Origin of the sequence: Candidatus Amarobacter glycogenicus, from assembly GCF_016704105.1 — a bacterium.
GTDB classification, from domain to species: domain Bacteria; phylum Chloroflexota; class Dehalococcoidia; order Tepidiformales; family Tepidiformaceae; genus Amarobacter; species Amarobacter glycogenicus.
Window position 1 is genome coordinate 319,289 of sequence record NZ_JADJAT010000002.1, and the last position, 14,667, is coordinate 333,955.

At 64.6% G+C, this 14,667-nt stretch carries 14 protein-coding genes; 10 read left to right on the top strand and 4 right to left on the bottom strand.

The window, feature by feature from the left end; all coding sequences use genetic code 11:
• Positions 1-301: 301 nt before the first annotated feature.
• Positions 302-1,399, bottom strand: a complete 1,098-nt coding sequence (locus tag IPG14_RS06315; RefSeq protein WP_343391236.1) for a hypothetical protein — start codon at positions 1,397-1,399, stop codon at positions 302-304.
• Positions 1,400-1,567: 168 nt separating this feature from the next.
• Here IPG14_RS06315 and IPG14_RS06320 point away from each other — a divergent pair, with 168 nt between their 5' ends.
• Together IPG14_RS06320 and IPG14_RS06325 are read left to right on the top strand one after the other, a co-directional pair.
• A complete protein-coding gene (locus IPG14_RS06320; protein ID WP_343388658.1) occupies positions 1,568-2,590 on the top strand; it encodes an LLM class flavin-dependent oxidoreductase in 1,023 nt (340 codons plus the stop codon).
• Between the two features lie 47 nt (positions 2,591-2,637).
• A complete protein-coding gene (locus IPG14_RS06325) occupies positions 2,638-3,027 on the top strand; it encodes a cupin domain-containing protein (RefSeq protein WP_343384210.1) in 390 nt (129 codons plus the stop codon).
• A gap of 46 nt (positions 3,028-3,073) precedes the next feature.
• Here IPG14_RS06325 and IPG14_RS06330 read toward each other — a convergent pair whose 3' ends face one another.
• From IPG14_RS06330 to IPG14_RS06340, 3 genes are all read right to left on the bottom strand, one after another.
• Positions 3,074-3,313, bottom strand: a complete 240-nt coding sequence (locus IPG14_RS06330) for an Lrp/AsnC family transcriptional regulator (protein ID WP_343384209.1) — start codon at positions 3,311-3,313, stop codon at positions 3,074-3,076.
• Positions 3,314-3,452: 139 nt separating this feature from the next.
• Entirely contained in the window at positions 3,453-5,276 is a 1,824-nt protein-coding gene (gene lepA / locus IPG14_RS06335; protein WP_343391237.1) for a translation elongation factor 4, read from the bottom strand.
• A 50-nt stretch (positions 5,277-5,326) separates the two neighbouring features.
• Positions 5,327-5,977, bottom strand: a complete 651-nt coding sequence (locus tag IPG14_RS06340) for an isoprenylcysteine carboxylmethyltransferase family protein (RefSeq protein WP_343391238.1) — start codon at positions 5,975-5,977, stop codon at positions 5,327-5,329.
• Between the two features lie 365 nt (positions 5,978-6,342).
• On the opposite strand from IPG14_RS06340, the gene IPG14_RS06345 reads away from it, so the two are divergent.
• The 8 genes from IPG14_RS06345 to IPG14_RS06380 all read left to right on the top strand — a co-directional run bounded on the left by IPG14_RS06345 (position 6,343) and on the right by IPG14_RS06380 (position 14,654).
• Positions 6,343-6,528 carry a Flp family type IVb pilin gene (locus IPG14_RS06345; protein WP_343384206.1) on the top strand — a complete coding sequence of 62 codons (186 nt, stop codon included), beginning with the start codon at positions 6,343-6,345 and terminating at the stop codon, positions 6,526-6,528.
• A gap of 119 nt (positions 6,529-6,647) precedes the next feature.
• On the top strand, positions 6,648-7,121 hold the full coding sequence (locus tag IPG14_RS06350) for a TadE/TadG family type IV pilus assembly protein (protein WP_343388655.1): 474 nt from the start codon (positions 6,648-6,650) through the stop codon (positions 7,119-7,121).
• Between the two features lie 26 nt (positions 7,122-7,147).
• Positions 7,148-8,680, top strand: coding sequence for a vWA domain-containing protein (locus IPG14_RS06355; protein ID WP_343391239.1), 1,533 nt, complete (start codon positions 7,148-7,150; stop codon positions 8,678-8,680).
• 161 nt (positions 8,681-8,841) lie between these two features.
• Positions 8,842-9,735: a Flp pilus assembly protein CpaB gene (cpaB, locus tag IPG14_RS06360; RefSeq protein ID WP_343384203.1), complete on the top strand. Its 894-nt coding sequence runs from the start codon at positions 8,842-8,844 to the stop codon at positions 9,733-9,735.
• Between the two features lie 130 nt (positions 9,736-9,865).
• A complete protein-coding gene (locus IPG14_RS06365; RefSeq protein ID WP_343384202.1) occupies positions 9,866-11,080 on the top strand; it encodes a P-loop NTPase in 1,215 nt (404 codons plus the stop codon).
• A 22-nt stretch (positions 11,081-11,102) separates the two neighbouring features.
• The gene (locus IPG14_RS06370) at positions 11,103-12,785 is read left to right on the top strand and encodes a CpaF family protein (protein WP_343384201.1); all 1,683 of its coding nucleotides are present in this window, start codon (positions 11,103-11,105) and stop codon (positions 12,783-12,785) included.
• A gap of 4 nt (positions 12,786-12,789) precedes the next feature.
• The gene (locus IPG14_RS06375; protein WP_343391240.1) at positions 12,790-13,746 is read left to right on the top strand and encodes a type II secretion system F family protein; all 957 of its coding nucleotides are present in this window, start codon (positions 12,790-12,792) and stop codon (positions 13,744-13,746) included.
• A 2-nt stretch (positions 13,747-13,748) separates the two neighbouring features.
• Positions 13,749-14,654, top strand: coding sequence for a type II secretion system F family protein (locus tag IPG14_RS06380; protein ID WP_343384199.1), 906 nt, complete (start codon positions 13,749-13,751; stop codon positions 14,652-14,654).
• Positions 14,655-14,667 lie beyond the last annotated feature (13 nt).

Here is a 14,667-nt window from a genome sequence, read left to right on the forward strand (position 1 = left end):
GACGGGACTGGAGAGAGGCAGGGCCGCGAAGTGCTGACAACCAGGAGAGAGAAGCGGCGCCAGGACGAGGGGAGGTTCGCCTGGCGCCACCAGGACGGGTTACCCCGAATTCGGGGCGGACGGGCGCGATAAGGAGGCGGAGATGGCTTGCCGCCGCCGCGCACCGCACTCGGGAAGCACGGTCACGGAGAAGGTGGGGGAGAGCGTGCGAGCCATCTCTGCTCCTTTCAGGCCCTATCTTGCCTCGCCCGTGTCAAACCCAAACGACAGCTCTGTAAACGTCGCGCAAAATCGCCCACGTTTACCGAACCTGTGCCCGCAGTTCCGAGGCAGCCAACTGCGTCGCCCCTGCGAATGCTCCCGGGGAGATCGGCGCATAGTCGTGCGCGAATACCCCCGTCCCGCCCGGTTCCACCCACACGTGCATCTGGTAAGCGGTCGCTTTCACGAACACGCCCCCGCGGCATTCAGCGGCGCTCGCGGTCGTGCGCACCTGCGCCCCGGCAGTGAAGCAGAGGTTCTCGTGCCGGTGCCAGACGTCCACCGCGCCGAAGTAGGATGGCGGCGTCTCACCCGCCGATTCCGCCATGAACATCGCCCCAAGTAGCCGCCAGTTCCCGTCGAGCCGCTTGCTATAAAGCAGCACTTCAGGACGTTCCGGGTCCATCTCGTGCCCGTCCCTCTGGTAATCGCTACGGATGAAGTGCGCGGCAATACCCGGCAAGTCCGGCGTGATCTGCACGTAACCAGCCGTCAGCGCTTCCCGCACGTCGATGTATTTCGCAGTCTTCTCCTTCACCGCCGCTGCGAACTTCCCGGCCGCAAGCAATTGTTCGCCAGAAACCGCGACCTCGATGCCGTGCGTATGGGCACTGCCCTCGCCCATCGAATCTTCTTCGGCGGCAGCGCCGTTGGTGTGTCCATGGGTCGCCACACCTGCCGCGCTTCCTTGCCTCGCAACCAGGAACGCCGCCGAGTCCTGCGTGCCCGGCCCACCCTCGGAGTCATGGGGGTGGTCTTCTGGCGTCCCCGGGGCGTGGACGTGATCCGTCGTTCCGTGGTCATGGCTCCCGTCTTCGGCCGTCGACGCCAGCCAGATCGATCCTCCGGCCACAATCGAAATGACCGGCAGGGAGACTCCCCTCACCATGGCCCCCGGCAGGCCGTCGCCACCCAGTCGACGCTCCGCCATCCAGGCCGCCGCCATCCCCAGGAGCGATGCCGCCACGATCGCCATGCCGACCACGATCATCAGGTGGCTCGGGTTACCCAACGACAGCACGTCCTCGCGTTGCGCCAGTGTCGAGTCGCTCGAATGCCGGTAGACGTCCCAGCCAAGTCCGAGGAAGTGGATGGCAAGGCCCCCGACGGCCGCACCCCACAATGCGCGATACTTCATATGTCCCTCTCCGATTCCCAGAGCGTACAGCCAACCCCGCCGGCGGGGGAACTGTCATGGACCTCCTGAACCGGTTCACTCCATTGCGTTCTTCCAGCACCGGTGCTACCTTCCGGCCGCCCTCACGCGCTGTGGGCGCTGCCGCGACCTCATAGCAGGAGACTCGACGTGGCAAACAAGCCGAGGTACTGGGGCACGCTCTCACCGCTGCCCGCTCAAGTGATCACGGCTCAGGCCCAGCAGTTCGAATCCATGGGCCTCGAAGGCGTCTTCGCCCCCCAGGTCTACGGCCCACCGTTCATCCCCCTTGCCGTCGCTGCAGGGGCAACCACCCGGCTCAAGCTCGCTTCCGGCATCGCCCTGGCTTTCGCCCGCAGCCCCTTCGAAACCGCTGTGGCGGCGATGGACATGGACACCGTGAGCAACGGCCGGTTCGTCCTCGGCCTCGGGTCGAGCGTCCGCTCCTGGAGCGAAGGCTTCTTTGGCATGCCCTATGGGAAGCCCGTCGAACACCTTCGCGAAGTGATCGAAATCGTCCGGCTCGTCATCCAAAAAAGCCACACTGGCGAACTCGGCCGCTATGACGGCAAGTATCACCAGCTCGACTTCAGCGAGTTCCAACCCCTCCGTGCCCCCGTGAGGACCGATCTTCCCATCTGGGTTGCCGGCCTCCGCCAGCCCATCTTGAAGCTCGGTGCAGAGGTTGCCGACGGAGTCATCGGCCACCCGATCTGGTCCATCGAATGGGCAACAACGAAGGTAATCGACGACATTAGCGCCGGCCTCGCCAAAGCCGGCCGGAAGCGTTCCGACATCGAATTCAACGTCTGGCTATTCGTCGCACCCAACAACGACCGGAAGCAGGCCATCGAGGACGCGAAAGCGACCGTGGCCTTCTATGCAGGCGTCGAACAGTACGAGGCCTACTTCGCCGCCCATGGGTTTGGCAAAGAAGCGCGGCTCCTCCAGGAAGGCGTCAAGCGTGGCGACTACCTGGGCGTGAAACACCTCGTCCCGGATGAAATGGCGCAGACCTTCGTCGTCTGCGGGACACCGGATGAAGTGAAGGCCAGGGTCGCCAAGGTCTGGGAAGTAGCGGATTCGGCCTGCCTCAACCCCCCGATCTACGCGCTGGAACCCGAGCAGGTGATGGCCTACGGAATGGCCATCGCCCAGCTCTTCTACACCTGAGATGCGCCGGCCATGACGCTCTCCTGCGCCCGGCTATAATCCGCGCCATGGTCAAGATCATTCGCCCCGGCGAGCGTGACTCGGGCACCGCTCAGACTCCCGGCATGGTCCGGCAAGCAGGCATCTCTGCCGCCCTCACCGGCTCCGAGGGCCTCTGGATGGGCACGGCCGTGAACAGCCCCGGGGCAAGCTCTGGAGCTCACCATCACGGCGCAAACGAATCGGGCATCTACATTCTGCGGGGGCGCGTCCGCTTCCGCTGGGGGCCGAACCTTGAGCACGTCGCCGATACCCAACCCGGCGACTTCATCTTCGTGCCGCCCTACGAAGTCCACATGGAAGAGAACCTGGACCAGGCGGGCGAAGCCGAACTCCTCCTCGCGCGCAACAGCCAGGAGCAAATCGTCGTCAACGTCCCCGATCCCCGGACGACCTGAATCGTCACGGGGAGACCAGTGCAGGACCCCTGTCCGATTCCCGCCGCTAACTCGCTTCGGGGAACGTTACGCACGTTGTCGTGCTCTCGATCCCTTCCACCGACCTGATGTGCTTGCTGATGACCGACGGCACATCCGTCAGCGTCGGGACCTCCACAACTGCCACGATGTCGTAAGGCCCCATGACCTGGTACACCTCGCTGATGCCCGAGACCGCGCGGAGACTCGCGTAGACATCAACGGTCTTGGCAGGGTCGACAACGATCAGGACGAACGCTTTGATCATGGCGGTTAGCTCCGTTCCGGGCCGCGGACGCCCGTGCAATGCAGCTAACCTAGCACCTTGAGGTTTCCGGCACATTTCAGGCGCATCCGCCGCGCCGGCGGCTGCTCACGTGCGACGACGGTCCCGCCCGCTGCCCCCATCACTCCCGCAGTCGCAGGACGGCCATGAACGCTTCCTGCGGGATCTCCACGTTCCCAACACGCTTCATCTTCTTCTTGCCTTCGGCCTGCTTCTCCAGGAGCTTCCGCTTTCGGCTGATGTCCCCGCCATAGCACTTCGCCAGCACGTTCTTGCGCATCGCCCGGATCGTCTCGCGCGAAATGATCTTCCCCCCGACGGCCGCCTGGATCGGCACATCGAACATCTGCCGCGGGATCAGGTCCTTCAGCTTGCTGACGAGCACCCTGCCCTCCCGGTCCGCGTTGCTCGAGTGCGTGATGAGCGAGAGCGCGTCTACGGCCACCCCGTTCACCAGGATGTCAACCTTCACCAGGCGGGCCGGCCGGTACTCGCTCAGGTGGTAGTCCAGGCTCGCATAGCCGCTCGTCGAACCCTTCAGGTGGTCATAGAAGTCCACCAGGATCTCGGCCATCGGGATGTCGTATTCGAGCAGCACTCGCGCTTCGCCCGGTGCCAGGTCGCTCTCCGCCTCCAGGAACTCCATCCGCAGGAACTGTCCCCGCCGTCCCGTCACGAGGTCCATCACCTGCCCGATGTAACGGCTCGGGGTGATGACATCGATCTTCGCCCACGGCTCCGAGATGACCGCGATCTTCGAAGGGTCCGGCAGGTCAGCCGGGTTGTCCACGATGACTTCTTCGTTCCCCGTCGTCTGCACGTGGTACTCCACGCTCGGCGCCGTCGTCAGGAGGCTCAGCCCGTACTCGCGCTCGAGCCGCTCTCCAACGATCTCCAGGTGCAGCAGCCCGAGGAATCCGCAGCGGAAACCGAAGCCCAGCGCCACCGACGACTCTGGCTCGTACACCAGCGAGGCATCGTTCAACACCAGCTTCGCCAGCGCCTCGCGCAGGTCCTGGTACTGGTCCGAATCCGTCGGGTAGATCCCGGCGAACACCATCGGCTTCGCCTGGCGGTACCCCGGAAGGGCTTCTGGCGCCGGGTTCTCCTGCAGGGTGATCGTGTCGCCGACTCGGCAGTCCGCAACGTCCTTCAGCCCCGTCGCGACGTAGCCAACCTCGCCGCACTCCAGCGATTGCAGCGGTCGCATCGCCGGGCTGAACGCGCCGAACTCCAGCGGCTCGAAGGTCGCTCCCGTCTGCATCAGGAGCAGGGGCTTCCGCCCCGACATGCGCCCTTCGAACACCCGCACGTGAGCGACCACGCCCTTGTAGGCGTCGTACTTCGAATCAAAGATGAGTGCCTTCAGCGGCGCCTCCGGGTTGCCCCTGGGCCGCGGGATGCGCTGGACCAGAGCCTCCAGGATTGCCGGGACACCCGTCCCTTCCTTCGCACTCGCCGCGATCATTTCGTCAGGGTCGAATCCGATTACCCGCGTGAGCTCTGCCGAAACCCGCTCCGGCTCAGCGTGCGGAAGGTCGATCTTGTTCAGCACCGGGATGAGCTTCAGGTCCTGGTTCATCGCCAGGTAGACGTTCGCCAGCGTCTGCGCCTCGATCCCCTGCGAGGCATCGACCACCAGCAGCGCGCCCTCGCACGCAGCCAGGCTGCGCGATACCTCGTAGGTGAAGTCCACGTGGCCAGGCGTATCGATCAGGTTGAGTTCGTACGTCTCCCCGTCCGAAGCCGTGTAGCTCATCCGGGCGGCCGCCGCCTTGATCGTGATGCCCTTCTCTCGCTCCAGGTCCATCGAGTCGAGCAACTGCTCCGACATCTCTCGTTTCGAGACCGTCCCCGTCGTTTCGAGTAGCCGGTCGGCCAGCGTCGACTTCCCGTGATCGATGTGCGCGATGATGCAGAAGTTGCGAATGCGGGATTGGTCCACAGACCCCAGTGTAGAGTGTGGCCCCCTTAGGAGGGCTCCCGGCCCCGCGCCTAATACAGCCCCGGTACCAGCCGCCAGCGGACCCGTTCCTTGTAGCTCGCGTAGTCCGAAGTCGCCACGAGCACGCGCTCTTCCGCCGCGATCCGCAGCACCTGGAACGTCGTGACGATCGCCAGGATAGCGACGTTGTAAGACCAGAAGTTGGCCACCACGAACCCGGTCATCGTCATCGCGTGCGAGAAGTAAATGGGGTGCCGGATGAACTGGTACGGCCCACCCACTTTCAGTCCCCGGTTGGCCGCCACCACACCGAAGCTCTTCCCCAGCGTCGCGAAGCTCACGATCACACAGGTCAACCCGATCATGGAGATTCCCGCGCCGATGAGCTCGGCGCTGCCGCCCGTCTCGTGCGGGCGCAAGGCCAGCGGCAACCAGCCGCCGATGGTTGCCACCACCCAGTCCGCCGGGCGTGTCGACGTGTTCTCACTCCGCCGCCGCATGAGGAACATCCCTACCAGCAAACCCTGCTCCACGGCGAAAAACACGTTCGTGACACTGTGCGACTCAATAACGTGGCGCGCGTGCACGTAGAAGAAGAGGGCGGAAACGCACACCAGCGCGGCATCCTGCACGTACGACAGCCGCCGCGACCAGTTCGATTGCACCCGCGACGGGACCTTCGCTGAAACCGATGCTGCCACGCGCGTGAACCTCCTGTTGGGCCCACCGGCCTCGGCCGATCTCCCACGTAGAGATTCGGCACGTCCCCCCGGATTCGGCAGACAGCTTCCTCTTCTGCCCTCCAACGCCCGGGACTCGGACAAAACAGTGAATACCCGGTGAAGTGCCTTTAGGTCTCGCCGGCAACGTCGAAATAGCCAGTAGCTTCACCGACGAAGCGCCCGGTCCCGAGCAGAGCGGCGGCGAAGGCCAACCCGGAAACGGGGTTCGCCAAAGCGATGCGAAGGACAACTGGCCGGGGGGCCAGGGGAGGCAGGGCACGTCGCCGGTCCGGCAAACCAACTGGGGCAAAGCCCCGAACCAGGAAAGAGGTAGGAGAAACATCATGTCGAAGATCAAGAACTGGGCTGTCAGCAAGGTCGTCAAGTTCCAGGACGCTCGCGAAGAAGGCCAGGGCCTCGCCGAATACGGCCTGATCCTCGCCCTCATCGCCGTCGTCTGCATCGCCGCCCTCACCACGCTGGGCACCGACCTGCAGGGCATCCTCGGCCAGGTCAGCGCGGGCCTCTAGGCCCCGGCCATCCTGGCGCAACCCAGGACCAACTCGAAAGGGGTGGGCGACCACGGTCACCCACCCCTTTCCTTACTTCTCAATCCTCAGGGCATCCCTGCTCTGGAAAGAGGGACCGGATGGAACACGGACCGAACGAAGCGAAGCGCTCGTCCCGGTTTGCGCGCGTCGTCCGCAAACTCCGGAGGACTGAGGCCGGACAGGCCCTCGTCGAGTTCACGATGATCCTGCCCATCTTCCTCATGCTTCTCTTCGGACTGGTCGATTTCGGCCGCGGCTTCTACACCTGGCTGCTCATCACCAACGCAGCGCGCGAAGGCGCCCGTGTTGCCGCCGTCCAGGGTGACTCCAGCGCCATCAACACCCGGATCTACGACAGCTTCTGCGACAACTACCCGTCCAGCTGCGGACTCGATCCGGCCAAGCTCACCATCAACAAGACCAACGTCCAGGGCGCTCGCGGTTCAGCCGTCGAAATCGACCTGAGCTACAACTTCGATTACGCGACTCCCCTCGGAAACATCGTGGCCATGCTCGGCGGCTCGCTCTCTGAGCCCACCATCACGGCACACACCTCGATGCGCCTCGAATAATTCCCCCACCTCCGGGAGGCTGCGGTATGCGGACCATCCTTTCCCGCACTCATAAAGACCAGGCCGGACAGGCGTTGCCTCTGTTCGGCATTATGGTGTTTGTCTTGCTCGGCTTCGTCGCCATGAGCATCGACGTCGGACGTTACGTCTGGGCCCGCACCTCCATGCAGGCCGGCGTCGATGCCGCGGCTATCGCCGCCGCCCAGGACATGCCCAACGTCGCACAGGCCGAAGCGACAGCCGCGGATTACTGGATCGACAACTCCGGCTTCATCCAGAGCCAGGGCGAGAACGTCACCTTCGCGGTCTCGTATCCGCCCGGGAATAAGCGCCTGCGCGTCGCCGCCCAGGCCGACATCCCCACCTGGTTCGCCAGGCTCTTCGGGGTCGACCACTGGACCGTTTCCGCCGAAGGCGATGCCGAGGCCCAGGTGCTCGATATCGCCATGGTCCTCGATATCTCGGGGTCCATGTGTTACGACTCCCCTGGCGTCATGCACTCGGAGTCTTCGGAAAACGTCCTCATGAGCCCCGGCCACCCTTCTGGCACGCGTCCCACTGTGGCAACCGCCATCCCCGGCGCCACCGCCGGCTCGATCGTCATCACGCTCTCCAGCAACTCCATCTTCAACAGCACGAACTCGTCCACCAACAACACGAACTTCGGCTACAGCAGCACCAACCGCTACCACCAGCAAACGATCTCCGGCCGGACCGGGATCATCGCCATCTTCGCCAACGGGAGTTCGGGCCCGTACGAACTCTTCGACATCAGCGCCATCGGCCCCGGGGCCAACCAGCTCACCGTTACCCGCGCCCAGACGAACAACTGGACCAGCACGGCGACCACCCAGATGGCCCACTCCGTCGGCGCCGAGGTCTGGGCCAACCGGACCGGCTGCGACAAGGCAGCCCGGAGCACCACCGTCCCCTACCAGATCGATCCCTTCGATGGCACGATCTCCGCAGCCGAGTACTTCACGACACTGTTCGACCCCGCATACGACAAGATCGGCGTCGCCAAGTACTCCACCAACACGACGAACGCCCAATCGCTGACGAGCAGCCTCTCGGGCGTGAAGACCACCATCCACAACTTCGTGCCACCCGCCGGTTCGACCAACATCGCCGGGGGGCTCGCTGCCGGCCGTCTCATCCTGGATGGGGCGGGAAAGAGAGCGAACGCCGTCCGCGTCCTCGTCCTCTTGACCGACGGTATCGCCAACTACGTCTGTGGCTCGGATTCCGCTTACTCGACCGGGGACTACAACTCCGTCCCCTGCAGCAGCACCTACAGTTCTTCGGGAAGCGCCGAAAGTCACGCCTACTCAGAGGCTGTCCGCGCCACCAACGCACAGATCATGATCTTCACGATCGGACTCGGCAACGGTGTGAACGCGGCCTTCCTGGAACGCATCGCCGATGGCGGGACGGCGGGCGTCGGCCCTTGCCAGGAAAATGAAGACGGCTGCCGGTACTACTTCGCGCCAACACCCGCTCAGCTCGACGAAGCCTTCGAGGCCATCGCCGAACAGACCCACATTGCCCTCGTGAAGTAACACCCGGGCGCCCATCCGCAACCACCGCGAACCCCGCCCCGGCTTCCTCTACGAAGCTCGGACCAGGCGGGGTTCCGCTTTCTCCGTCAACAGGGTTAACCCGGCCTGTAGGAACCCGGTTAGACCGCCGATATAGCAAGGGAAAGGGGAGGAGTAGCACTGTGAACCGTACTATCGCGGCTGCTTCAAGCAGTTCTTCTCGTAATCGTGGCGTCCTTCTACTGGCCGCCGTCTTTGGCATCCTGAGCGCGATGCTCATGTTCGCGTTCCTCAACAGCCGGGGCGGCGACAATGGCATCGATGAACAGCTCAACTCCGGCGCCGGCGCCGAAACCGTCGTCGTTGTCACCCGGAACGTGAACGTCGGCGAAAAGATCACCGCCGACATGCTCGGCACCAAGACCATGCCCGCCGCGGCGCTCGTCGATGGCCACATCAAGGATAGCGAGGCGACCACCCTCGTTGGCCAGGTAGCCGTTGCTCCCCTCTACTCTGGCGAACAGGTCCTGACCTCCAAGATCAGCACCTACGAAGGCCAGAACACCATCGCCTGGAAAGTCCCCGATGGTATGCGTGCACTCGGCCTCATGGTCCCTCATGAAGCGTGGATTGCCGGCGGCCTCCCGCAGCCCGGCGACATGATCGACATCCTCGGCATCACCGCCTTCGTCACCGTCGACCCACTGACCGGCCAGGAACGCCCGGACCTCCTCGCGGGCTACATCGCCCAGAACGTCCAGGTCCTCGCCGTCGCCCAGTCCGTCGTCAAGACGGTCCCGAAGATCGCTACCGACAAGAATTCCAGCGGCGCCGCCGCCGTCAGCGCCAACGCCGGCGCCCAGGCCGTCGCCACCGGCGATGAGACCGGCACCTACGAAAAGTCGATCTCCATAACGATCGCCCTTCCGCCGGACCTCGTAGCCAAGGTCGCCCTCATCGATGCGATGGAGGACGACGTCGCCCAGTACCGCATCCTCCCGCGCCAGAAGGGCGATGCGGACCCGATCTCTGGCAAGACCACCTACAAGTACGAAGACATCTTCCCGGCACGCTAACCCGGCGGGGAAATCCAATCACGAGTAGTTGCCACCCGCCACGGGTGGCGACTACGCCAGCCCAAGCATCAGAAAGCGACAGCAAGGCCCCCGGCGGTCCCTGGGGTGCGAGACGGTGGAGGAACAACACATGGCACGGGTACCGCAACTGATTGTGGTGGATCCGGACCGCGAAAGCTCGGCCGAGATGGCGAAAACCCTCTCGATGCTCGGCTTCCAGGTCCTCGCAACCGCCGGATACGGCGTGGAAGCCTTCACGCTCTGCTTCCAGATGCGCCCGGACCTCGTCCTCATGCGCATCGAAGAGCCCCTGGTCCGCCCGGTCCAGACGCTCTCCCGCATAAACGACGGCCTCCCGGACCTGCCCATCATCGTCTTCTCCACCGAGGCCAACATCCGCCTCATGCGCCAGTCCATGGTTGGCGGCGCTTCGGATTACATCCAGGAACCGTGCACTCCCGAAGAACTCGAGAACTCGATCATGAAGGTCCTCGAGAAGAAGGAGCGCGAAGCTGCCAGGCGCCGCGGCGAACTCGCCGACCCGGTCGCCCAGGGGACCATCATCACCGTCTTCGGCGCCAAGGGCGGCATCGGCAAAACCACCATTGCCTCCAACCTCGCCGTCGCGCTCGCCAGCGAAGCACACCAGACGGTCGCGCTCGTCGATATGGACACGCGCTTCGGCGATGTCGCCATCACCATGGACATCCCCGTCGAACGCTCCATCGCCGACCTCGCCCGCAACCTGGAAAACGTCGACCGCAACAGCCTCCGCGACTATCTCGTGGTGCACGAATCCGGGGTCCACATCCTCCCCGCTCCAACCCGGCCGAGCGACTGGCGAAACCTTAGCTCCAGCCACATCCGCGATGTCGTCGACGTGCTCTCACAAACGCATGACTTCGTCATCCTCGATACCCCCGGTACGTTCAACGAGATCGTCGCCGCCGCCATCGAAGTTGGGACGATGATCCTCCTCATCACCACCCTCGATATGGCGTCCATCAAGGACACGGTCCTCGCCCTCGAAATGCTTCATGAGCGCTTCGGCGATGACGACGAACGCATCAAGGTCGTCCTCAACCGCGCCGGCATGGATACCGGCGTCCGCGAGAAAGACGTCGAGCGCACCCTCGACACCGAGCTCTGGTGGAAGATCCCCCAGGACAACGAAGTCGTGAAGGCCGCCCAACTCGGCCGCCCGATCGTCATGAGCCGGCCCAACAGCCGCGTATCCCTCGAAATCCGCGAAATCGCCCGCGCGCTCGCCGGCATCCGGCAGCGTTCCAAGGCCCAGCGCAAGGGCGGCTTCAACCTGGGCCGCCTCTTCAAGAAAAGCGCCTAACTCAAAGACGAGGTGACTGATCATGGCTGATGACTTCCGCGAACGCCGTGCCTCGGGCGACGACGAACGGCCTGCCTTCGGCTGGTCCGGTGCCCGCCGCCGTCTCGCCGGCGACCAGGCCGCCGGTCCTCCCCAACCCGCGGATTCCAACGAGGAATCCCCTCCGCCCTCGGGCGAACAGACCGCTCGCCTGCGCCCTTCGGGCCAGCTCCAGCGCCCGGCCCCCCAGGGCCGCTCGTGGGGCGACGTCGAAGCCGTGCCCCCGCCTCCGCCCGGCATCCCTGGCCAGGCGCGCATGAGCGCTCTGCGCAACGCAGGCGCCCAGCAACCCCAGCAGCCCGCACCCGCGACACAACGCCCCGAAGCCCCCGCGCGCCCCGAGCCCATGCGCCTCGAACGCCGCATCGAAGCCGTCTCCGGCGCCAAGGGAGCCAACACCCAGGCTGAAGCCGCCAAGATCCGGCTGCACGAACTCCTCATCGAAGAGCTCGAACACGGCGCCCTTGAGGGCCTCGCCCCGGAACAACAGCGCGATGCCGTCATGAAGGCCGCCCGTGAGCTCCTCCAGCAGGAAGGCATCCAGCTCGGTGGCGCCAGCCGCGAGGAACTCCTCGAAGCCGTCGCCGACGAAGCCCTCGGCCTCGGGCCCCTCGAACCTCTCCTCCGTGACCCGTCCATCTCGGAAGTCATGGTCAACGACATCGACAAGGTCTACTTCGAACGCGAAGGACGCATCTTCCGCAGCCCCGTCCGCTTCCGCGACAAAGCCCACGTCATGCGCATCATCGAGCGCATCGTCGCGCCGCTCGGCCGCCGAATCGACGAGTCCAGCCCGATGGTCGATGCCCGCCTGCCCGATGGCTCCCGCGTCAACATCACCATCCCGCCGGCCTCACCCAAGGCCCCCAGCGTCACCATCCGGAAGTTCCGCGCCGACAAGATGCGCATGGCCGACCTCATCGCCGTTGGCGCGCTCAGCGAAGCCACCGCCGAGTTCCTCGCCATGTGCGTCCGCGCCCACATGAACATCATCATCAGCGGCGGTACCGGCACCGGTAAGACCACCATGCTCAACGCCCTCTCGGCGTTCATCCCCAACACCGAACGCATCGTCACCATCGAAGACCCTTCGGAACTCCGTCTCCAGCAGGACCACGTCATCACCCTCGAAGCTCGCCCTGCCAGCATCGAAGGCAAGAACCAGATCAAGCAGCGCGACCTCGTCAGGAACTGCCTCCGCATGCGCCCCGACCGCATCATCGTCGGTGAGGTCCGCGGCGAAGAAGCCTTCGACATGCTCCAGGCCATGAACACCGGCCACGACGGCTCGGTCTCAACGATTCACGCGAACAACCCGCGCGAAGCCCTGGCCCGCATGGAGAACATGGTGCTCATGGCCGGCATGGAACTCCCATCCCGCGCCATCCGCGAACAGGTCGCCAGCGCGATCCACCTCTTCATCCAGATCAGCCGCCTCCAGGACGGCTCCCGCAAAGTCACCCACGTCACCGAAGTGAGCGGAATGGAAGGGGACACCATCACCCTCCAGGACATCTTCCTCTTCAAGCTCGACCGCGTTGATGAGGACGGCAAAGTCCACGGCGCGATGAAGCCCACCGGCATCCGCCCCGGCTTCGTCCACAAGTTCGCCATCGCCGGCATCGAACTGCCCAACACCCTCTTCGGGTCCCCGGAAGGCTGGTAGACCAATGCTGATGATCCTCGCCGCACTCTGCGCTGGCGCGTTCGCCACCACCGGTGTCCTCTGGTTCTCCGGGGCCGGCGGAGCCAGCGCCCTCGCTTCAGCCCGCCTCAACAAGCTCCGGGAAGCCGAAGCTTCGCTCCCCACCGCCGACACCAAGACCAGCCTCCGCAGGCGTGGCTCGGTGAACTTCGCCGGCATCACGCTCCTTTCCGGCACCCTCGCCGCCAATTGGACCAAAGACCTCGAACGCGCCGGACTCACACTCAACGCGAAGGAATACCTCGTCCTTCGCATCGTGATCTCGGTCGTACTCACCACGCTCCTCCTCGCAGTTGCGCCAATCCCGCTCCTCGCCTTCGCCGGATTGCCCCTGGGCTTCTTCGCGACGGGCTTCTGGCTCAAGCGCCGCAAGATCTCCCGCCTCCATAAGATGGAGGCCCAGCTCGTCGAGCTTCTTCAGATGCTCTCCAGCGGGCTCCGGGCCGGCTTCGGCCTCCTCCAGGCACTCGAAGCCGCAGGCGAGCAGACCCAGGCGCCGCTCCAGACCGAGATTCGTCGCACCCTTCGCGACACGGCCATGGGCGCGAGCGTCGAACAAGCGCTCACTTCGCTCAACGACCGTGTCGGCAGTCCCGACTTCGATATCGTGATTACCGCCATCCTCATCCAGCGGTCGGTCGGCGGTAACCTCGCCGAAATCCTTGATAACGTCGCCAACACCATGCGCGAACGCGAGCGCATCCGCGGCGAAATCCGCACCCTCACCTCGCAACAGCGCCTCACCGGCTACGTCATCGGCGGTATCCCGATCGGCCTCCTCCTCGTCTTCATGATGATCAGCCCTGAGTTCACCTCACTCCTCTTCACCGACCCGCTCGGCCGAATGCTGCTCGGCGCGGCCGCCGTCTCCGAAGTCCTTGGCTTCGCCGTCATCCAGAAGATCGTGAATATCGAGATTTAGCCATGCCTGCAATTGTCGCAATCAGTACCTTCATCACCGTGACCCTCATGATCTACGGCCTCCTCCATCGCGCCGCCGACGGCGGCGGGATGGACGTGCGTCTCGGCGGACTGCGCTACGCTCGCCCTGCCAAGGACGCCCTCCCGGACCCCGACGCCGCCTTCACCCAGCGCGTCATCCGGCCGATCATGCAGGGCCTCTCCCGCCGTGCCAACGGAATCCTTCCCTCCTCCGTGTCCGAACGCCTCGAAAAAACGATGGTCCAGGCGGGCATGAAGATGAAGCCGGGCCAGTTCCTGCTCATCTGCGGTGTCACCGCTGGCGTCCTCCCGATCCTCGCCACCCTCTACATGGCGAGCATGGGCCAGTCCTTCAAGATGATTCTCGGCGCCTTCGGTGTCGCGACCGCCATGGGCATCTACGGTCCCCGCGTCATGCTCCTGGGCCGCGTCAAGCGCCGCCAGAAGGAAATCTGGCGTTCGCTCCCGGACGCGTTCGACCTCATCACCGCCTCTGTAGAAGCCGGCCTCGGCATCGATGCCGCCTTCACCCGCGTCATCGAAAAAGTCCACGGCCCCTTCTGCGAAGAACTTACCCGCACCATGCGCGAGGTTCAGATGGGCCGGGCTCGCCGCGACGCCTTCATCGATATGGCCGACCGCACGGGCGTCGATGAACTCCGCCAGCTCATCAACGCCGTCGTCCAGGCGGAAGCCATGGGCATCAGCATCGGCGGCGTCATTCGCGTCCAGACCGGCGTCATCCGCACCAAGCGCCGCCAGAAAGCCGAAGAACAGGCCTTCAAGGCCCCCATCAAGATGGTCTTCCCACTCGTCTTCTTCATCTTCCCCGCGATCATGATCGTCATCGGTGGGCCCGCCATCATCCAGTTGAAGAACAACCTCTAAGCGCCCTCGCCCC

Bases quoted from the DNA above. Each gene is read 5' to 3' on its own strand.
- IPG14_RS06315 (WP_343391236.1), bottom strand. From the start codon at position 1,399: ATGAAGTATCGCGCATTGTGGGGTGCGGCCGTCGGGGGCCTTGCCATC.
- IPG14_RS06325 (WP_343384210.1), top strand. From the start codon at position 2,638: ATGGTCAAGATCATTCGCCCCGGCGAGCGTGACTCGGGCACCGCTCAG.
- IPG14_RS06330 (WP_343384209.1), bottom strand. From the start codon at position 3,313: ATGATCAAAGCGTTCGTCCTGATCGTTGTCGACCCTGCCAAGACCGTT.
- IPG14_RS06345 (WP_343384206.1), top strand. From the start codon at position 6,343: ATGTCGAAGATCAAGAACTGGGCTGTCAGCAAGGTCGTCAAGTTCCAG.
- IPG14_RS06350 (WP_343388655.1), top strand. From the start codon at position 6,648: ATGGAACACGGACCGAACGAAGCGAAGCGCTCGTCCCGGTTTGCGCGC.
- IPG14_RS06355 (WP_343391239.1), top strand. From the start codon at position 7,148: ATGCGGACCATCCTTTCCCGCACTCATAAAGACCAGGCCGGACAGGCG.
- IPG14_RS06365 (WP_343384202.1), top strand. From the start codon at position 9,866: ATGGCACGGGTACCGCAACTGATTGTGGTGGATCCGGACCGCGAAAGC.
- IPG14_RS06370 (WP_343384201.1), top strand. From the start codon at position 11,103: ATGGCTGATGACTTCCGCGAACGCCGTGCCTCGGGCGACGACGAACGG.
- IPG14_RS06375 (WP_343391240.1), top strand. From the start codon at position 12,790: ATGCTGATGATCCTCGCCGCACTCTGCGCTGGCGCGTTCGCCACCACC.
- IPG14_RS06380 (WP_343384199.1), top strand. From the start codon at position 13,749: ATGCCTGCAATTGTCGCAATCAGTACCTTCATCACCGTGACCCTCATG.